The sequence below is a fragment of the Paraburkholderia sp. J12 genome (genome assembly GCF_905220215.1).
Taxonomy (GTDB): domain Bacteria; phylum Pseudomonadota; class Gammaproteobacteria; order Burkholderiales; family Burkholderiaceae; genus Paraburkholderia.
Genome location: NZ_CAJMZC010000002.1, coordinates 444701 through 464100, shown reverse-complemented (window position 1 = coordinate 464100; position 19400 = coordinate 444701). Strand labels below are relative to the sequence as shown.

Genomic DNA, 19400 nt, shown 5'->3' with positions numbered 1-19400 from the left:
CGCAATGCATGAAAAAAGCTTGACCGAACTGCGCGCCGCGCTGGCCGCGAGGGAATGCTCCGCAGTCGAGCTGGCGCAGCTCTATCTGGGTCGAATCGACGCCCACCGGGCGCTGAACGCGTTCGTCGACGTCAACCCCGAGTTGACGCTCGCCCAGGCGAAGGCCGCCGACGCGCGCCTTGCCGCCGGCGAAAACGGCCCGCTGCTGGGCCTGCCGCTCGCGCACAAGGACGTTTTCGTCACGCGCGGCTGGCGTTCCACGGCCGGCTCGAAGATGCTTGCAAACTATGTGAGCCCGTTCGACGCCACCGTGGTCGAGCGGCTCGAGCGCGCGGGCATGGTGTGCGTGGGCAAGACCAACATGGATGAGTTCGCCATGGGCTCGTCCAACGAGAACTCGCACTTCGGCCCCGTGCAGAACCCGTGGGACACGAAAGCGGTGCCGGGCGGCTCGTCGGGCGGCTCGGCCGCGGCCGTCGCCGCGCGCCTCGCGCCGGCCGCGACGGGCACGGACACGGGCGGCTCGATCCGGCAGCCCGCATCGTTCTCGGGCGTGACCGGCATCAAGCCGACCTACGGCCGCGTGTCGCGCTACGGCATGATCGCGTTCGCCTCGTCGCTCGACCAGGGCGGCCCGTTCGCCCGGAACGCCGCCGACTGCGCGCTGCTGCTCAACGCCATGGCGGGTTTCGACGAGCGCGATTCCACGAGCCTCGTGCGCGACGACGAGGACTACACGCGCCATCTCGGCCAGACGTGGAGCGCCGACGCTCCCGCCGGCAAGCCGCTCGCGGGCCTGCGCATCGGCCTGCCGAAGGAGTACTTCGGCGCGGGTCTCGCCGACGACGTGCGCGCGGCCATCGACGCGGCGCTCAAGGTCTACGAGTCGCTCGGCGCGACGCTCGTCGAAGTGACGCTGCCGAAGACCGAGCTCTCGATTCCCGTGTACTACGTGATCGCGCCGGCGGAAGCCTCGTCGAACCTCTCGCGCTTCGATGGCGTGCGCTACGGCCACCGCGCGGCCGAATATCGCGATCTGCTCGACATGTACAAGAAGTCGCGCGCCGAGGGCTTCGGCCCCGAGGTGAAGCGCCGCATTCTGGTGGGCGCCTACGTGCTCTCGCACGGCTACTACGACGCCTACTATCTGCAGGCGCAGAAGATCCGCCGCATCATCGCGCAGGACTTCCAGGAAGCGTTCAACCAGTGCGACGTCATCATGGGTCCGGTGGCGCCGAGCGTGGCGTGGGACATCGGCGCGAAGGGCGACGATCCGGTGCAGATGTACCTCGCGGACATCTACACGCTTTCCACGAGCCTCGCGGGCCTGCCCGGCATGAGCGTGCCGTGCGGCTTCGGCGCGGGGGCGAACGCGCAACGACCGGTCGGTCTGCAGATCGTCGGCAACTATTTCAACGAGGCCCGCATGCTGCAGGTCGCCGACGCCTTCCAGCGCGCGACCGACTGGCATCGCAAGGCGCCGGCAGGGGTATGAGCATGAGCACGCAATGGGAAGTCGTCATCGGTCTTGAAACGCACACGCAGCTCTCGACCGTATCGAAAATTTTCTCGGGAGCATCGACGCAGTTCGGCGCGGCCCCCAACACCCAGGCCTGCCCCGTCGATCTCGCGCTGCCGGGCGTGCTGCCGGTGATGAACCGCGGCGCCGTGGAGCGCGCGATCGAGTTCGGTCTCGCCATCGGCGCGACGATCGCGCCGCGCAGCATCTTCGCGCGCAAGAACTACTTCTACCCGGACCTGCCGAAGGGCTATCAGATCAGCCAGTACGAGATCCCGGTGGTGCAGGGCGGCCAGATCACGATCCAGGTGCCGGCCAACGAGAAAGCCGGCAAAGAAGCGTACGAAAAGACCATCAACCTCACGCGCGCGCACCTCGAAGAAGACGCCGGCAAGTCGCTGCACGAAGACTTCGCGGGCATGACGGGCATCGACCTGAACCGTGCGGGCACGCCGCTGCTCGAAATCGTCACGGAGCCCGAAATGCGCAGCGCCGCCGAGGCGGTGGCTTACGCGAAGGCGCTGCACACGCTCGTGGTCTGGCTCGGCATCTGCGACGGCAACATGCAGGAAGGCTCGTTCCGTTGCGACGCCAACGTCTCCGTGCGCCCGGTCGGCCAGAAGGAATTCGGCACGCGCGCCGAAATCAAGAACCTGAACTCGTTCCGCTTCCTCGAAGAGGCGATCCAGTACGAAGTGCGCCGCCAGATCGAGCTGATCGAAGACGGCGGCACGGTCGTGCAGGAAACGCGCCTGTACGATCCGGACAAGCGCGAAACGCGCTCGATGCGCAGCAAGGAAGACGCGCACGACTATCGCTACTTCCCCGACCCCGACCTTATGCCGCTCGTGATCGATGCGGCATGGATCGAGCGCGTGAAGGGCGGGCTGCCCGAGCTGCCCGCCACGATGCAGACGCGTTTCGTCGAGCAGTACGGCGTGAGCCCGTACGATGCGGGCGTGGTGACCTCGAGCAAGGCGATGGCCGCGTACTTCGAGGCCGTGGTCGCGAAGACGGGCGCGGGCCAGGCGAAGGCCGCTGCGAACTGGCTCATGGGCGAGGTCTCATCGCAACTGAACCGCGAGGGGCTCGAAATCGACGCCTCGCCGGTCTCGGCTGCTCAGCTCGCGCTTTTGCTGCAGCGCATCGCGGACGGCACGATCTCGAACAAGATCGCGAAGGAAGTGTTTCTCGCGATGTGGGAAGAGAAAGCCGCGGATGAAGGCGCCGCCGACCGCATCATCGAAGCGAAGGGCCTCAAGCAGATCTCGGACACGGGCGCGCTCGATGCGATCATCGACGAGGTGCTCGCCGCGAACGCGAAGTCGGTGGAAGAGTACCGCGCGGGCAAGGAGAAGGCGTTCAACGCGCTGATCGGCCAGGCGATGAAGGCGACCAAAGGCAAGGCGAATCCGCAGCAGGTGAACGAGCTGCTCAAGAAAAAGCTATCCTGAGCGTCCGTCCGCCACCGTCTGTGGATGTGAAAGGGCGGCGTCGCTCCGGCCAGCCAGGCCGGGTGCGGCGCCGCCCTGCCGTTTGCGCCGCCCGGAAGTTCATCGGGCCTCCGTAACACGAACCACGGACAGGTCAATTCCGAGGAGAACAACACATGGCGAAGTCCCCGAGTCTCGACGATTACCGCGTGCCGTACTTCGGCGACAAGAAGGCGGCGAAATTCTCGCTTGAAGCGATCGATCCGACGGCCAAGCCGTTCTCCACGGGCAGCAAGGACGGCGACCGCGACCGGCTTGCCGAGATCGGCGCGAAGATCGACGTGCAGCAGGAGCGCCTGCATGCGCAGCGTCACCAGCGCGTGCTGCTCGTGCTGCAGGGCATGGATACGAGCGGCAAGGACGGCACGATCCGCGGCGTGTTTCACGAAGTCGATCCGCTCGGCCTGCGCATCGTGCAGTTCCGCGCGCCCACGCCGATCGAAACGTCGCGCGACTTTCTCTGGCGCGTGCATCTGCAGGTCCCCGCGGCGGGCGAGCTGGCCATCTTCAACCGCAGCCACTACGAAGACGTGCTGGTGCCGCGCGTGATGGGCCAGATCGACGCGGCCGAATGTGAGCGCCGCTATCGCCAGATCCGCGACTTCGAGGCGATGCTCGCGGAAACCGGCACGACCCTCATCAAGTGCATGCTGCACATCTCGAAGGACGAGCAGAAGAACCGCATCCAGGCGCGTATCGACGATCCCACCAAGCACTGGAAGTTCGACGTCTCCGACCTCGAAGCGCGCAAGCACTGGAGCGCGTACCAGGCCGCCTACGCCGACGCGCTCGCGGCCACGTCCACCGAGCATGCGCCGTGGTACGTGATTCCGGCGGATGCGAAGTCGCACCGCAACGTGATGGTGGGCGAGTTGCTGCTGCGCCTCATGGAAGGCCTCAAGCTCGAATACCCGCCCGAGAAGCCGGAACTCAAGGGCCTCAAGATCGAGTAGCCCGACGGCCGGTGCAGGCGAATCTGCGCCAACCCAGAGACAACGATAAGGAAACAGAACATGTTGCGTGTGATCACCGCGAATCTGAACGGCATCCGTTCGGCGGCGAAGAAGGGCTTTTTCGACTGGTTCGGCACCCAGAAGGCCGACGTGCTGTGCGTGCAGGAAATCAAGTGCTCGCAGGACGACATGACGCCCGAGTTTCTGGCACCCCATGATTTCAAGGGTTATTTCCAGCATGCGGTGAAGAAGGGCTATAGCGGCGCGGGTCTCTATACGCGCCACGAGCCCGACGAGGTGATCATCGGCTTCGGCAGCGAGGAGTTCGATCCCGAGGGGCGTTATGTCGAAGCGCGCTTCGGCAAGCTCTCGATCATTTCGGTGTACGTGCCATCGGGGTCGAGCGGCGAGGAGCGCCAGGAGGCGAAATACCGCTTCATGGACGAGTTCATGCCGCATCTCGCCGAACTCAGGCGCGAGCGCGAAGTGATCGTGTGCGGCGACGTCAACATCGTCCACAAGGAAATCGACATCAAGAACTGGAAGGGCAACCAGAAGAACTCGGGCTGCCTGCCCGAAGAGCGCGCGTGGCTCACGAAGCTCTTCGACGACGTCGGTTACGTGGACGTGTTCCGCACGCTCGATGCGCGCCCCGAGCAGTACACGTGGTGGAGCAATCGCGGCCAGGCGTACGCGAAGAACGTGGGGTGGCGTATCGACTACGAGATCGCCACGCCGGGCGTGGCGGGGACGGCGAAGCGTACGTCGATCTTCAGGGACATCAAGTTCAGCGACCACGCGCCGCTGACGATCGATTACGACTGGAAGATCAAGGGTTGAGGCGAGCGCGGGTTGCGGCGGCCACACCGGGGGCCTGACGGCCCCGGTTCACGCCGCGACAATGCGAAACTCTGTCGCCTTGACCACCGGCCGGACCAGATTTTTCTCGCGCTTCAGATCAACGATCCCATAGTTGGACATCGTTCTCAGGGTGCGCGAGAGGTTGCTCGGCTTGCGGCCCGTTGCCTCCGCGAGTTCGGCAATCGACTGTGGTTTCGTTTCTGTGATGACGCGCAGCAACGCGCGGTTGTCATCGCTCAGCACTTCAGCCAGCGACTTCATCGAGGTGAACCAGATCTTGGGTTCGCTCGACTTAGGCTTGTATTCGCCGCGTGCGATCGCCAGTACGCGGGCTCGAATTTTCTCTTGCGGCATGATGCCAATCACGATGGATTTCATCATTTCCTCATTTGGGAAAGGACGCGATCTGTGTCTGCGAAGAAGTCGACCAGCAGTTGCTGTGCGTCCTTGAATTCGTATGGCACGCCCTTGTCGGAGACATGCCGGTGCTTGTGGTCGTAGGCAAGGATACGGCCGGCATACTTGAATTTTTTTGGCGGCTTGACGGCATGTGCATTGTCGTAGCCGAGAATGCGATTTCCATAGGGCTCGTGCAACGTGAGTGAATACCTGATGCCGTGAGGGATCTCATCGGATACATCGACCCGCCACGCTTCGAGTTTGATCCAGTAGCCGTTTCCCTGATCGAGTACCGAGCCATTGAGGTCCAGCAGCGTATCAATTGCGATATCTCTTTTTCTTGGCAATATATCACCTGCTCATAGGGTTTGCCATCGGCCGCTGGCCTCGCGCCCTCGACTAAGCGGGGTCAAAGCAGCGCGAAATATGCGCGTTTCGGCCTGTTGCGCCTCAAGGCGCCGCCACCTTGCGCCGCTGCGGCACGCCGATGCCGGCGTAATCGGGCAGTTCGTCCACCGGTTTGCCGATGGCCTTGGCGTAGAGCGGCAGCATGTCGGGCAGCCGCTTGATGATGTCCGCGCGCCGTGCCGGCGTGTACGGATGCACGTAGATGAAGCCCTGGTCGTGGTCGTTCTTCGTCGCGGCGGCGAGCTTGTCCCAGAGCGTGACGGCCGCGCGCGGATCGAATCCGGCGCGCGAAGCGATGTCGCTGCCGATCACGTCGGCTTCGGTTTCGTCGGCGTGGCCGTAGTGCATCTCGAAGAGCTGCGTGCCGATACCGAGCGGAAACACGCCCAGATCCGCGAGCCCGAAGAGTTGCGGCACCGTGCCGGCCTCGATCTGCGCGGCCTGCTGCTGTCCCAGCCGCTCGCGCATGTGCTCGCGCACCGCGTGTGCAATCTCGTGGCCGAGCAGCATGCCGAACTCGTTGTCGTTGAGCTTCACGCGGTCGAGCAGCCCGCCGTACACCACGATCTTGCCGCCCGGCAGGCAGTACATGCGGATATCGGGCGAGCGGATCACCGCCACTTCCCATTTCCAGCTCTTCACCCGGTCGCTCCACTTCTGCGCATAGGGCGCGAGGCGGTCCACGAACAGGCGCACGCGTTGCACGCGCGGGTCGGTGTCGGGATAAAGACGGTCGGAGTGCGCCGCGCCGCGCACGATCTCGGCGTATTCGGCGGCGGCCTGGTCCTCGAGCATCGGCGAGGGGATCAAGTTGCGGTACACCGCGCTGTTGCCGAAGCGCACCTGCCGGTTCGCGCTCTGCGCAGCGGCGCCCGATATGCCCGAAGCGCCCGCGGCGGCCGCGCTGGCCGTCTGGGCCGCGCCCGGGGCGGATCCCTGTGCAGATCCCGTGGGCTGGCCCGGCGCTTGTCCTGAAGTCTGTCCCTGAGTTTGTCCCTGCGCCGGCGTCTCGGCCCCGGATGGCGCCGTAGCGGGCGCCGCCGGCGCGGCGGGCGTGGCCACGGGCGGGACATTGTCGGCGAACGCCAACCCTGCGTGCAAACCGGACAGCGTCGCGATCGCCAACTGGAGCGCCCCGGCGAGCGTGCGCACGCGCCCGGCCCCCCGACGCGCGCGGCGGGACGCACGACGCTGGATGCGCACGGCAGGCTGTAACGGGGTCAAGACCGGATTCTCCACGGGGCGATACGAACCAGCAGGAGCATACCCGGTACGGCTAACGCCGTGCATACGATGAAGTAGTCGAACCAGCCGATTTTCGCCACCACGTACCCGCTTGCCGCCGAGGCGAGCGTGCGCGGCACGGACGCGAGGCTCGTGAAGAGCGCGAACTGGGTGGCGGTGTAGCGCGGATCGGTGGTGCTCGCGATATAGGCGGTGAAGGCCGCGAGCGTGAGGCCGGTCGCGAAGGTCTCGAAGCCGTACACGAGCGCGAGCGCCACGGCGCGCGGATCGAGCGTCGGATGGGCCTCCATGCCGAGCGCGCCCGCGGCCTGGGAGACGGCGTGACTCACGGCGAGCACGCCGTCGTAGATCGCCGCGAGCGAGGGCGAGCCGGGCCCCAGCTGGGCGAGCCATGCGAAGCCGAGCGTCGAGACGATCTGCAGGACGCCGAAGATCCACAGCCCGCGCCCAATCCCGATCTTCACCAGCGCCACGCCGCCGATGATGCCGCCCGCGAGGCTCGCCCCGAACGCGGTCATCTTGGCGATCACGCCGATCTCGGTGCGCGTGTAGCCGATGTCGAGGAAGAACGACGTCGAGAGCGTGGTGGCCATCGTGTCGCCGAGCTTGTAGAGAAAGATGAACCCGAGCACGAAGAGCGCGCCGGTCCAGCCGTCGCGCTGCACGAATTCGGCGAAGGGCTGCACGATGGCTTCGCGCAGGTTCTTCGGCGGCGTGCCGTGCACCTCGGGCTCGCTCACCACGAGCGACATGACCATGCCGGGAATCATGAATGCCGCCGTGACGACGAACACGGTGCTCCAGGGCAGGTGATCGGAGAGGATCAGCGCGAGCGAGCCGGGCACGAGCGCGGCGATCTTGTAGGCGTTCACGTGGACCGCGTTGCCGAGGCCCTGTTGCGTGTCGGTGAGCAGTTCGCGCCGGTAGGCGTCGATGGCGATGTCCTGGCTCGCGCCGAAGAACGCGACGAGCGCCGTGAGCGCGGCCACCGTCCAGATGGAGTCTTTGGGCGAGACGAAGCCGAGCGTGGCGATCGCCCCGGCCACGAGGATCTGCGTGACGAGCATCCAGCCGCGCCGCCGCCCGGGGCGCCAGCCCGGCAGGCGCGGCACGTAGCGGTCCATGAGCGGCGCCCACACGAACTTCCAGGTGTAGGGAAACTGGATCAGCGCGAAGAGGCCGATCTCCTTGAGGTTCACGCCTTCGGAGCGCAGCCAGGCCTGCACGAGATAGACGAGCGTGAAGAGCGGCAGCCCCGAGGTGAAGCCGAGGAACACGCAGATCAGCATGTGCGTGTTCAGGTACGCGCGCCAGCCGGGGTGATTTTCGTGAGCAGTAAGGGCGGGGGCCTCGTGGGGCGGATTCGGCATGTCGTCCGGGGTGGCGTCGGGGTTTTGGTCTGGACCGGGCAGAAAAACGCACGACGCCGCTCTACGACGTCATTTTTTCTTCACGCGATAGACCGCAAGACTACCACGCCAGTTCACGCCCCAACGAACGGTCTGACCGCCGTGGAGCACGGCGCGGTCGAGAATTTCGATGCCCACTTCAGGCGCGAGCGCTTCGAAGTCCTTCACGGTGAGCACACGCACGTTCGGTGTGTTGTGCCACTGGTAAGGCAGCGATTTCGACACCGGCATGCGCCCGCGCAGCACCGAAAGCCGGTGCGGCCAGTAGCCGAAGTTCGGGAACGAGACGATGCACTCCTTGCCCACGCGCGCCGTCTCGCGCAGGATCGCCGCGGTCTGGTGAATGGTTTGCAGCGTCTGCGAGAGGATCGCGAAGTCGAAGCTCGCGTCTTCGAAGAGGCGCAGCCCGTCTTCGAGGTTCTGCTGGATCACGTTGATGCCGTTGCCCACCGAAGCGAGCACGCCCGCGTCGTTGATCTCGATCCCGTAGCCCGTGCACTCCAGCTCCTCGGTGAGCAGCGAGAGCAGCGCGCCGTCGCCGCAGCCGAGGTCGAGCACCCTGGAGCGCGGCTCGATCCAGCGCGCGATGGTGCGGAAGTCGGGACGGGCGGAAAGACTGTCGAATGCGCTCTGGTTCATGCGCCCACCTCGTTGGCAATGCGTTCGTAGTAAGCGCGCATGACGTTGTGATAGCGCGCGTCGTCGAGCAGGAAAGCGTCGTGGCCGTGCGGCGCGTCGATCTCCGCGTAGGTCACCTGGCGCTTGTGGTCGAGCAGCGCCTTCACGAGTTCGCGCGAGCGCGCGGGCGCGAAGCGCCAGTCGGTCGTGAAGCTCGCCACGAGGTACTTCGCCTTCGTGTGCGCGAGGGCCTTCGTGAGGTCGCCCTCGTGCGCCTTGGCCGGATCGAAGTAGTCGAGCGCGCGCGTGATGAGCAGATACGTGTTGGCGTCGAAGTAATCGGCGAACTTGTCGCCCTGGTAGCGCAGATAGGACTCCACCTCGAATTCCACGTCGAAGTTGAAGTTGTACGCATCCACGGCGCCCTCCGCGCGGCGCAGCGCCCGGCCGAACTTCTCGGCCATGTCGTCGTCGGAGAGATAGGTGATGTGGCCGATCATGCGCGCCACGCGCAGACCGCGCTTCGGTTTCACGCCGTGCGCGTAGTAGTCGCCGCCATGAAAGTCGGGGTCCGAAAGAATCGCCGAACGCGCCACCTCGTTGAACGCGATGTTCTGCGCCGAGAGCTTGGGCGTGGAGGCGATCACGATGCAGTGGCCAAGACGGTCCGGATAACGCAGGCTCCAGGCGAGCGCCTGCATGCCGCCGAGGCTTCCGCCCATCACGGCGGCAAACTTCTCGATGCCGAAGCGGTCGGCCACGCGCGCCTGGGCATCCACCCAGTCTTCGACGGTGACAACGGGAAACTTCGCGCCGTAGGGAGCATCCGTGGCGGGGTCGAGGCTCATCGGCCCGGTGGAGCCGAAGCACGACCCCAGGTTGTTCACGCCGATCACGAAAAAGCGGTTGGTGTCGAGCGGCTTGCCCGGTCCCACCATGTTGTCCCACCAGCCCACATTCTTGGGATCGTCCGCGTACACGCCCGCGACGTGGTGCGACGCATTGAGCGCGTGACAGACGAGCACCGCGTTGCTGCGCGCGGCATTGAGCGTGCCGTAGGTTTCGACCATGAGGTCGTACCCGGCCAGGGTCATGCCGTTCTGCAGTTGCAGGGGCTCGTCGAAATGCAGTGTTTGTGGAGCGACGACGCCGATCGATTCCATTCGTTCCGCCTTGTATTCGGGCGGCTAAACGGTGTCGGCGAGCGCGGAGTGCAAGAGGGGTGGCGCGGCTGACGACCTCTTTAGCCGCATTTGTAATGAACCCGCGAGCCATGGCTTTCGGGTTCGCGCGCCCGCAATCGAGTCAGCAAATCGGCGCGCTGGTGTTTCAAAACGAACGCAGAGTATAACGGAAAACGCTCGCGGCAACGCAGCGGACGAACCGCCGCGCGGGCGTGGGGCCAGGAGGGGCGCGGCGGCGCGCCACTGCACTGCGCGCTGCCGCCGCTTGGCGCACAGGCGCCTAAGACGCCTGGCTGCCGGCCGGATGCGCGTTGCGCCAGCGCCGCAGCTGGAAGCCCGCAAAGATCATCAGGACGCCGTAGAGGATGGCGTAGCTGGCGATCACCCAGATCAGCGAGAGGGCGCCGGCACCGGGGAACATGGCGATGAAAAAGCCCACGGCGGCCGAGAGCAGCCCGGAAAGCCCCACGGCCCACGGATGCGCGATGGCGTGGCGGTACTGGATCGCGTAGATGATTTCGAAGATGCCGATGGCGAGCGCCCAGAAGCCGATTATCATCACGAGGATGATGGCGGTTTCGCCGGGCCAGAAGAACGCCACAAGGCCCGCGATCACGCCGATCAGGCCCACGACGATATAGGTCCAGCGCCGCGTGCCGCCGCCGCGCGCGCCGTAGAGCAGCGCGAAGGCGCCATCGACGATGGCGTAGGCGCCCCACACGATGGCGAGCGTGAGCACGGTGAGGCCGGGCAACGCAAAGGCGAGGATGCCGAAGACGATGGCGGCGACGCCGCGGGCAATGAGCCAGCCCCAGTGGGCGGAAAGGCCTGAGAGCAGCGGCAGGGCAGCGGAAGGCAACGGACGGTTCATGCGGTTCTTCTCCTCGGGACGAAGCGCACCGGCCGCGCGGGCCGCCGGAACTGCGGGGGCCCTGAGGACCGCTCCGCAGCGAGCGGCGCCGTCGTTGCCGGGATGCGCCTTACTGAAGAATCACGCGAATCTGCTCTTCGGCGTGCTCGCTGGGCGAGCGCGTGAAGCCGCTTTGGGCGTAGCGGTGCCAGCAGCCCATCACGTAGCGGACGACCAGATTCGCGCGCACAGCCGGATCGTACCCTTTCGGCAGGGCGGCTGCCTCCAGCGTGTCCGCGGTGTCCGCGCCCTGGGCGGCTTCGGCCACGCTCACGCGCAGGCATTGGCGCAACGAGGCCTCGATGCGGTCGAGCATCTGGTTCACGCGCTCGGCGAGGCGTTCGTGCTCGCCCACGAGCGCTTCGCAGGTCAGGACCCGCGTCATGCCGGCGTTCTTGGTGGAGAAGTTGATGAGCATGAGCGTGATCGCGCGCGCCTGGAGCATGCCGCTCGGCTCCTTCGCGACGATCTGGTTGATGAGCGCGAAGAGTGTCTGCTCGATGAAGTCGATGAGGCCCTCGTACATCTGGGCCTTGCTCGCGAAGTGGCGATAGAGCGCCGCTTCCGAAACGCCGAGGCGTGCGGCGAGCGACGCCGTGGTGATCTTCTCGCCGCGCGGCGTCTCGAGCATCGAGGCGAGCGTCTGGAGGATGTGGATGCGGCGTTCGCCCGGTTTTGGGCGGGCGGCGCGGCGCACCGTGCCGGATGGGTCTTCTGTTACGGCTGCGTCACGCGTTTCGGTCGGCTGCATGAATGTCGCCCTCGGTTTTCGCTTCGGACTCGCCGCCCGAGCCTGCCCGCCAGGATAACCCAAAGCACCTCAGGTCCGCCCGGCGGTGACGTCGTCACCCCGTGTGCCGCAGTCTTCCCGACTGCAGGCCCGTTTGTAGCGATTTTAACGAACGAATGCGGTGATCGACATAGTGGGGCCGCCCCCGGCCCGACAAACGCAGCGACGGCGACCGCGCGGGCAGATGCCCCGTGATCCAGACCGTCTGGATGCCGAGCTGCCGGTAGCGTTTCAGATGGCCGTGCGTGTCTTCGATCAGGATCGCGTCGGCGAGCGACGCGCCCGCGCGGCGCAGCGTCTCGCGCAGCATCGCGCGGTCGGGCTTGGCGCGCCAGCGGCTGCGCGTGCGCATATGCTCGATGGCGATCACGCGCTCGAAGATCCGCTCGATGCCCAGTTCCGCGAGCACCGCGCGCGCGTAGGCCTCGGGCGCGTTGGTCAGCACGATCTTGCGGCCCGGCAGCGCGCGCAGCGTGCGCGCGAGGCCGCGCTCGGCGTAGACCATGTTCGGCAGGTCGGGGAAAGTGTGGACGACCTTCAGGAAGTCGTGCGGATCGATCCGGTGATGGCGCGTGAGGCCGAGCAGCGCCGCACCGTAGCGCTGCGTGTAGCTCGTGCGCAGGTGGTTGGCCTGGTCGCGGCTCACGCCGAGCGCGTCGATGATGTACTGCGTCATGCCCGCGTTGATGGCCGGGAAGATCGCGCGCGACGCCGCGTGCAGCGTGTTGTCGAGATCGAAGAGCCAGACTGGGCCGCGTGAGGTAGGGGCGCCGGTGGCGCGCTGTGGCCGGCGGGGACGCGGGCGGGGGACGGTCATGGCCTCTGGAAAGGTTGGCGGCGCCCGACGCAGCTGCATCGGGGCACCGCACCCTCGCCCCGGGCGAGCCGCTCCGGCTGGCCCGGGAGCAGGGGACTCAATGCGAGCGGATCATCGTGCCGAACGGCTGTTCGGTCAGGATTTCGAGCAGCACCGAATGCTCGATGCGGCCGTCGATGATGTGCACCGAGCGCACGCCGCTCTTCGCGGCGTCGAGCGCCGACGCGATCTTCGGCAGCATGCCGCCCGAGATCGTGCCGTCTTCGAAGAGCGCGTCGATCTCGCGGGCCGAGAGGTCCGTGAGCAGGTTGCCCGCCTTGTCCATCACGCCGGGGATGTTCGTCATCATGACGAGCTTTTCGGCGTTGAGCACCACGGCGAGCTTGCCCGCCACGAGATCGGCGTTGATGTTGTACGAGAGGCCGTCTTCGCCAAAGCCGATCGGCGAGATCACCGGAATGAACGCGTCGTCCTGGAGCGCCTTCACGACCGCCGGATTGATCGCTTCCACCTCGCCCACCTGGCCGATGTCGATGTACTGGCCCGGGTTGTCGCGGTCCGGCATCATCAGCTTGCGCGCGTGGATGAGGCCGCCGTCCTTGCCTGTCAGGCCCACGGCATGGCCGCCGAAGTGGTTGATGAGCGTGACGATGTCCTGCTGCACCTCACCGCCGAGCACCCATTCCACCACTTCCATGGTTTCCTCGTCGGTCACGCGCATGCCCTGGATGAAGGTGCCCTGCTTGCCGATCTTCTTGAGCGCCGTGTCGATCTGCGGGCCGCCGCCGTGCACGATCACCGGGTTGATGCCCACCAGCTTGAGCAGGATCACGTCGCGCGCGAAGCCCTGCTTGAGCCGCTCTTCGGTCATGGCGTTGCCGCCGTATTTGATCACCACGGTCTTGCCGTGATACTGACGGATGTAGGGCAGCGCTTCGGCCAGAATTTCGGCTTTCAGGGTCGGGGCGATCTGCGAAAGGTCGAGGGGCTCGGACATGGCGGCGGGAATAGGCGAGGAGTCGTGGCAAAAACGGTCGAAACAGGCCGAATTGTACAGGACTGGCGCGCTGCAACAGGGTTTTCGCGAGGGCCGCCGGGCGTGCGCGCAACACGCCGGGAGGCACGTCCGGGGGCTCCGTCACACGGACGTCACGTGCGGTCCGGACTCGGGTTTCGGCTCGCTTCCTCCCACCCGGGCAACCCAGGCACTCCGGGCGCGCTGTGGCATCATTTCCTTACCGCCGACGCCGGCATCACAAGGAGCGCGCCCCCATGACCGCCTCCGCCCACGCCACTCCCGACATGAAACGCGCCCGCTGCCCGCGCTGCGGCAACGCGTTCGACTGCGGCCGGCACACCGAACCCTTCGACTGCTGGTGCCGCACGCTCCCCGCCCTGCCGGCGAGCCAGCTGGATCCGCGCGGGCGCTGCCTGTGCCCCGAATGTCTTGCCGAAGCGGCCGCCGCCGCTTCCGTCACCCCGGTCATCCGGGCTGCGCCTGCCGACACAGGAGGCCACGGCACGCCGGGCCGCTAGCGCGGCTGGCGGGGAGCCCGGACGAGCGCGCGAAGATCGGCGGCGACCTCTTCCAGCACCGGCTCCCATTGCCGGAACGTCTTTTGGCGATAAAGCGTCGTATTCGGATACCACGGGCTGTCGCGCCGCTCGAGTTGCCAGACCCAGTGTGGGTTCACGTCGAGCAGGACCCACGTCCGCTGGCCGAGTGCGCCCGCCAGATGCGACATCGACGTGCAGACCGAAATCACCAGATCGAGCGAATCGACGAACGCGGCGGTGTCGTCGAAGTTGCGCCATTCGCCGCTGTAATCGGCTATCTCGAGGCCGGCGGCGCGCGCGGCGGCCACGTCGGCTTGCGCGTCGGGTTGCAGCGAATAGAACGCGGCGTCGTCGCCGAAGCCCCGCAGGTGCGCCGCGAGTGCTCCGATATCCACGCGCCGGAACGGATTGCGCTTGTGCGTGAGGCTGCCCGTCCAGGCGAGGCCGACTTTCAGGCGGTGCTCGCCCGCCAGTCGCTCGCGCCAGCGTGCGGCGGCGTCTCGCTCAGGAGCGAGATAGCCCGTCGGCCCCGGGATGGAATCTTCCCGCGTGCCGAAGATGAGCGGCAGGCTCAGCAGCGACACTTCGCAGTCGTGGGCCGGCAGCGCTTCGACGCCGCCGCCTGCGCTGTAGCCGTCGCAATGCGCGCCGAGGCTGCGTTCGAGCAGCGCGCCCATCTGCGGAAACGAATTCCAGATGAGGCGCCCTCCCTCGCGGTGCACGCGCTCGGCGAGGAGCGGCACGTAGCGGCAGAACTGCAGCAGGTCGCCCATGCCTTGCTCGCCCCACACCAGCAGCGTGCGGCCCGTGATGGGCTCGCCTTGCCACTGGGGCTTCGCGAACACGGGCCGCCCCGCCTTCAACTCGCTCGCGCCGAGCCAGCGCGCTTCGTGGCCGATCCAGCCGTTGGCGAAGTCGCCGCGCACGAGCTGGATCATGGACAGGTTGACGCGCATCGAGGGATCGTTCGGCGCATACTGGCAGGCGGCCTGCGCCGCCTGCTGCGCGTCGTCCCACTGCTGCATTTCCTTGAGCGCCATCGCGTAGTTATTGAGCGCGAGCGGATCGTGCGGTGCGAGCGCGAGGGCCCGCCGGGCCGCCTCGGCCGGACGCCCGGCATCGGTTTCGTCGGGGCGCAGCTTGGCGAGGTTGATCCACGGCTTCGGATCGGACGGGTTCTGGGCGACGGCGTCCTCCAGCAGTCGATGGATTTCGTCCGCGCCGGAATTGATCTGCATCAAGGAAATCGCGAGATTATTGCGGAGATGCGGGAAATCGGGAGCGATATCAAACGCGCGGCGGTATGGTTCCACCGCATCGGCATGGCGCCCGGCGAACTGCAGCGCGAGCCCCACCATGAAGTGCGCATCGGCGCGTTCGGGCGCGAGTCGCGCGACGGCGGCGGCAATGCGGGTGGCATCGGCGAGCTGGCCGGTTTCGAGCGCCGTGCTCACCATATTGGCGAGCGTCACGGCATCGAGCGCGCGCAGCGCTGCAGCACTGCGCTCCAGCAGGGCGCGGGTGGCGGTGTCGTCGGCGCGCGGCTCCGCAGCGGACCCGGATGCCGCGTCCGTGAAATCGAGAAACACCTGCCACAACGGTTGGAGTGAATTGCGGATGTCGTGTTGCATCGGTTTGCCAGCCTTGACCGTAACGAGGAATGTTGGACGACTGATGTCAGTGAGCAAGTCCTATTGCAGCAGACTATTTCGGGATAATGAATCGGATCCGTCCGAACCTGTAAACTGACCCCATGCATCGCATTACCGTCAGTGCTCGCGTCAATCTCGGCCACCTCTTCTGGTTGCGCAGCCTTGCCATTCTCGGCCAGCTCTGCACGATCGCTTTCGTGCAGTTCTTTCTGGGCGTGCATCTGCCCATTCCCGCCATGCTGTTCGTGATCGCCATGGAAGTGGCGTTCAACGGCGTCACGTGGATGCGCGTCGCGCAGGACCGTCCCGAATCGAATCTCGAACTGTGCGGCCAGATCTGGGTGGATCTCGCCGCGCTTTCCGCGCTGCTCTATCTTTCGGGCGGCACGACCAATCCGTTCGTCTCGCTTTATCTGCCGTCGCTTGCCATCGCGGCGGCCGTGCTGCCCTGGTATCTCACGGGCTGGCTCGCTACCTTCGCGGTGGCCTGCTACGTGTTGCTCGGCTTCGACAACGTGCCGCTCAACATGGAGAACCCCGCCAACCTGTTCATCTACTACCGCGCGGGCATGTGGGTGAACTTCATGGTGAGCGTGGGGCTGATCGTGTGGTTCGTCGCGCGTATGTCGCGCGCGCTGCGTCAGCGCGATACCGCGCTCGGCGACGCGCAGCAGCGCCTGCTGCGCGACGAGCGCGCGGTGGCGCTGGGCGTGCAGGCGGCGACCGTCGCGCACGAGATCGGCACGCCGCTCTCGACCATCGCGATGCTCTCCGAAGAACTGCGCGACATGGCGCGCACGGACAAGGCCCTCACCCCCTATAGCGCCGATCTCGACCTGCTCGAGCGGCAGATCTCGCTGTGCACGTCGGCGCTGGCGCGGCTGCGCAGCCGCGCGTCGTCGCAGGGCGGCCGTCAGGCAGTCGGCGAATGGCTCGGGCCGTTCGTCGAGCAGTGGCGGTTGCGCCATCCTCAGGTCAAGTTCGAGCAGATCGGCGATCCACCGGCCGAAGCGAGCCTCGACGATGCCGTCGCCGTCGGCCAGATTCTCACCATCTTGCTCGACAACGCCGCGCGCGCGAGCCGCGACCATGTCACGCTGCAGGCTTACCCGTCGCCGCGCGCGGGCTATATCGACTTCGAGGTGTGCGACGCAGGACCGGGGATTCCGGCCACGCTGCGCAACGCGCTCGGATCGGTGCCCGTGGAAAGCACCCAGGGCGGCCATGGCGTGGGCCTCTATCTCGCGTTTTCGTCGGCGGCGCGGCTCGGCGGCTCGATCGAGCTGACGGATGTGGCCGGGGCGGCTGGGGTAGCCGGCGAGAGCCGGGCGGCGGTCGCGGGCGATACGAGCGCGTCGGGCAACGCAGGCAGTGCGGCAAATACAGGCAGCGGGAGCGTAGCTGCCCGCGAGCGCAAGCCGCGCGGCACGCGTGCCGTGCTGCGCGTGCCGGTGAAGATGGGCAGAAGCGCGGCGGCGGTAACCGCGCGCGCGGACGACACGGCGGCGCACGACGCGGGTGCCGATAGCGGATCAGGCACGAGCCGGCCGGGCTCGGTGCCGCCTAACAACACGGAGAAGCAGGCATGAGCGAAATGAGTTTTCTGGTGATCGACGACGACGAGGTGTTCTCCGATATCCTCACCCGCGGTCTGACGCGGCGCGGCTATCAGGTGCAGCAGGCGCACAACGCGGAGGAGGCGATCCGTTTCGCGAACCAGCAGAAGTTCGCGCAGATCACGGTAGACCTGCATCTGGGCAGCGACTCGGGCCTGTCGCTCGTCGCGCCGCTGCGCGAGTTGCAGCCCGATGCGCGCATGCTCATCCTGACTGGCTACGCGAGCATCGCCACGGCGGTCCAGGCGGTGAAGGACGGCGCCGACAACTACCTCGCGAAGCCCGCGAACGTCGAGATGATTCTGGCGGCGCTGCAAAACGACGCGAGCGCGCTACAGGCGGACGCGGCCATCGAACATCCGGCGCCGCTCTCGGTGGCGCGGCTCGAATGGGAGCACATCCAGCGCGTGCTGGCCGAGCACGGCGGCAACATTTCCGCTACGGCGCGGGCGCTCAACATGCACCGCCGCACGCTTCAGCGCAAGCTCGCGAAGCGCCCGGTGCGCCAGTGAGTGTCAGTGAGCCGTGAGAAGCACTTCGCTTCCAGCATGAAAAAAGGCCCCGCAACCTGCGGGGCCTTTCGTAGGCATCGCGGCGAGGCCGCGCGCGTTACAGCACGTAGCGCGACAGATCTTCGTCCTGCGCGACTTCGCCGAGCGCGCGATCCACATACGCGGCATCGACCGTCACGCTTTGGCCCGCATGATTGCCGGCCGAGAACGACACTTCTTCCAGCAGCTTTTCGATGACCGTATAGAGGCGGCGCGCGCCGATGTTCTCGGTCTTCTCGTTCACCGAGAAGGCGATTTCCGCGAGGCGCCGGATACCGTCGTCGGCGAAGTCGATCTGCACGTCTTCGGTGGCGAGCAGCGCCTGATACTGCTTGACGAGGCTTGCGTCGGTGGCCACCAGAATCGATTCGAAGTCCTTCACGGAGAGCGAGTCGAGCTCCACGCGAATCGGGAAGCGGCCCTGCAGTTCGGGAATCAGATCGCTTGGCTTGGCGAGATGGAACGCGCCGCTCGCGATGAAGAGAATGTGGTCGGTCTTCACCATCCCGTACTTCGTGTTGATGGTCGTGCCTTCCACGAGCGGCAGCAAATCGCGCTGCACGCCCTGGCGCGAGACTTCGCCGCCGCCGCTGCCTTCGCTGTTGCGCGAGGCGATCTTGTCGATTTCGTCGAGGAACACGATGCCGTTCTGCTCGACGTTCTGCACGGCTTTCTGCTTGACCTCTTCGTCGTTGAGCATCTTGCCCGCTTCTTCGTCGGTGAGGACCTTGAGCGCTTCCTTCACCTTGAGCTTGCGGCGCGTCTTCTTGCCGCCGCCCAGATTGGCGAACATCGAACGGATCTGCTCGGTCATGTCTTCCATGCCCGGCGGCCCCATGATGTCCATGCCGACCTGCGGCAGCTCGACGTCGAGCTCGATATCCTTGTCGTCCAGCTGGCCTTCGCGCAGGCGCTTGCGAAAGGTCTGGCGCGTGACGTTCTCACTGTCGCCGTGGCTCGCGTCCGCGAAGCCCACCGGACGTGCCGTGGGCAGCAGGATGTCTAGGATGCGGTCTTCGGCGAGATCGGTCGCCTTGCTGCGCACCTTGCGCATTTCCGACTCGCGCGTCTGCTTCACCGAAATCTCGATGAGGTCGCGCACGATGCTGTCCACGTCGCGGCCCACGTAGCCCACTTCGGTGAACTTGGTCGCTTCGATCTTGATGAAAGGCGCATCCGCAAGCTTCGCGAGGCGGCGGGCGATCTCGGTCTTGCCGACACCCGTCGGCCCGATCATGAGAATGTTCTTCGGCGTGATTTCCTGGCGCAGCGGCTCGGCCACCTGCTGGCGGCGCCAGCGGTTGCGCAGCGCCACGGCCACGGCCTTCTTCGCTTTCGCCTGGCCGATGATGTGCTTGTCGAGTTCCGAGACGATCTCGGCGGGGGTCATGGTGCTCATCCTGATTCCTTCTCGTCTG

Annotated in this window: 19 protein-coding genes; 7 read left to right on the top strand and 12 right to left on the bottom strand. The window is 66.3% G+C overall.

Annotation, left to right across the window (positions count from 1 at the left end; all coding sequences use genetic code 11):
• Positions 1-4: 4 nt before the first annotated feature.
• From gatA to U5760_RS07085, 4 genes are all read left to right on the top strand, one after another.
• Positions 5-1495, top strand: coding sequence for an Asp-tRNA(Asn)/Glu-tRNA(Gln) amidotransferase subunit GatA (gene gatA / locus U5760_RS07100; RefSeq protein ID WP_322010635.1), 1491 nt, complete (start codon positions 5-7; stop codon positions 1493-1495).
• Between the two features lie 2 nt (positions 1496-1497).
• Positions 1498-2973: an Asp-tRNA(Asn)/Glu-tRNA(Gln) amidotransferase subunit GatB gene (gene gatB, locus U5760_RS07095; RefSeq protein WP_322010633.1), complete on the top strand. Its 1476-nt coding sequence runs from the start codon at positions 1498-1500 to the stop codon at positions 2971-2973.
• A 155-nt stretch (positions 2974-3128) separates the two neighbouring features.
• Entirely contained in the window at positions 3129-3965 is an 837-nt protein-coding gene (locus tag U5760_RS07090; RefSeq protein WP_322010631.1) for a PPK2 family polyphosphate kinase, read from the top strand.
• A gap of 60 nt (positions 3966-4025) precedes the next feature.
• A complete protein-coding gene (locus U5760_RS07085) occupies positions 4026-4805 on the top strand; it encodes an exodeoxyribonuclease III (RefSeq protein ID WP_322010630.1) in 780 nt (259 codons plus the stop codon).
• Positions 4806-4853: 48 nt separating this feature from the next.
• Here U5760_RS07085 and U5760_RS07080 read toward each other — a convergent pair whose 3' ends face one another.
• The 10 genes from U5760_RS07080 to argB all read right to left on the bottom strand — a co-directional run bounded on the left by U5760_RS07080 (position 4854) and on the right by argB (position 13603).
• Complete coding sequence (locus U5760_RS07080; RefSeq protein ID WP_322010629.1) at positions 4854-5204, bottom strand: helix-turn-helix domain-containing protein; 351 nt, start codon at positions 5202-5204, stop codon at positions 4854-4856.
• A complete protein-coding gene (locus U5760_RS07075; RefSeq protein WP_322010627.1) occupies positions 5204-5572 on the bottom strand; it encodes a toxin-antitoxin system TumE family protein in 369 nt (122 codons plus the stop codon). Before U5760_RS07075 ends, U5760_RS07080 begins: the two co-directional genes overlap by 1 nt.
• A 103-nt stretch (positions 5573-5675) precedes the next feature.
• Entirely contained in the window at positions 5676-6857 is a 1182-nt protein-coding gene (locus tag U5760_RS07070) for a M48 family metallopeptidase (protein ID WP_322010626.1), read from the bottom strand.
• Positions 6854-8248 (bottom strand): AmpG family muropeptide MFS transporter, encoded by a 1395-nt coding sequence (locus tag U5760_RS07065; protein WP_322010625.1) that lies wholly within the window; start codon positions 8246-8248, stop codon positions 6854-6856. Before U5760_RS07065 ends, U5760_RS07070 begins: the two co-directional genes overlap by 4 nt.
• 69 nt (positions 8249-8317) lie before the next feature.
• Positions 8318-8926 (bottom strand): methionine biosynthesis protein MetW, encoded by a 609-nt coding sequence (gene metW, locus U5760_RS07060; RefSeq protein WP_322010623.1) that lies wholly within the window; start codon positions 8924-8926, stop codon positions 8318-8320.
• Positions 8923-10068, bottom strand: a complete 1146-nt coding sequence (metX, locus tag U5760_RS07055; protein WP_322010622.1) for a homoserine O-succinyltransferase MetX — start codon at positions 10066-10068, stop codon at positions 8923-8925. Before metX ends, metW begins: the two co-directional genes overlap by 4 nt.
• Positions 10069-10369: 301 nt before the next feature.
• Positions 10370-10960 (bottom strand): HdeD family acid-resistance protein, encoded by a 591-nt coding sequence (locus U5760_RS07050; protein WP_322010621.1) that lies wholly within the window; start codon positions 10958-10960, stop codon positions 10370-10372.
• Positions 10961-11069: 109 nt separating this feature from the next.
• Positions 11070-11750 (bottom strand): nucleoid occlusion factor SlmA, encoded by a 681-nt coding sequence (gene slmA, locus U5760_RS07045; RefSeq protein WP_322010620.1) that lies wholly within the window; start codon positions 11748-11750, stop codon positions 11070-11072.
• Between the two features lie 94 nt (positions 11751-11844).
• Positions 11845-12606 carry a pyrimidine 5'-nucleotidase gene (locus tag U5760_RS07040; RefSeq protein WP_415914056.1) on the bottom strand — a complete coding sequence of 254 codons (762 nt, stop codon included), beginning with the start codon at positions 12604-12606 and terminating at the stop codon, positions 11845-11847.
• A 97-nt stretch (positions 12607-12703) separates the two neighbouring features.
• Positions 12704-13603: an acetylglutamate kinase gene (argB, locus tag U5760_RS07035; RefSeq protein ID WP_322010617.1), complete on the bottom strand. Its 900-nt coding sequence runs from the start codon at positions 13601-13603 to the stop codon at positions 12704-12706.
• A 275-nt stretch (positions 13604-13878) separates the two neighbouring features.
• Between argB and U5760_RS07030 the strand changes: the two genes are divergently transcribed.
• Positions 13879-14142, top strand: a complete 264-nt coding sequence (locus tag U5760_RS07030; RefSeq protein WP_322010616.1) for a cysteine-rich CWC family protein — start codon at positions 13879-13881, stop codon at positions 14140-14142.
• Here the strand turns inward: U5760_RS07030 and U5760_RS07025 are convergent.
• A complete protein-coding gene (locus tag U5760_RS07025; protein ID WP_322010614.1) occupies positions 14139-15794 on the bottom strand; it encodes a tetratricopeptide repeat protein in 1656 nt (551 codons plus the stop codon). The genes U5760_RS07030 and U5760_RS07025 overlap by 4 nt on opposite strands.
• Before the next feature lie 122 nt (positions 15795-15916).
• Between U5760_RS07025 and U5760_RS07020 the strand changes: the two genes are divergently transcribed.
• Both U5760_RS07020 and U5760_RS07015 read left to right on the top strand, forming a co-directional pair.
• Positions 15917-17404 carry an ATP-binding protein gene (locus U5760_RS07020; protein ID WP_415914055.1) on the top strand — a complete coding sequence of 496 codons (1488 nt, stop codon included), beginning with the start codon at positions 15917-15919 and terminating at the stop codon, positions 17402-17404.
• Entirely contained in the window at positions 17401-17943 is a 543-nt protein-coding gene (locus tag U5760_RS07015) for a response regulator transcription factor (protein WP_322010612.1), read from the top strand. Before U5760_RS07020 ends, U5760_RS07015 begins: the two co-directional genes overlap by 4 nt.
• Positions 17944-18040: 97 nt before the next feature.
• Here U5760_RS07015 and hslU read toward each other — a convergent pair whose 3' ends face one another.
• Entirely contained in the window at positions 18041-19381 is a 1341-nt protein-coding gene (hslU, locus tag U5760_RS07010; protein WP_322010610.1) for an ATP-dependent protease ATPase subunit HslU, read from the bottom strand.
• Positions 19382-19400 lie beyond the last annotated feature (19 nt).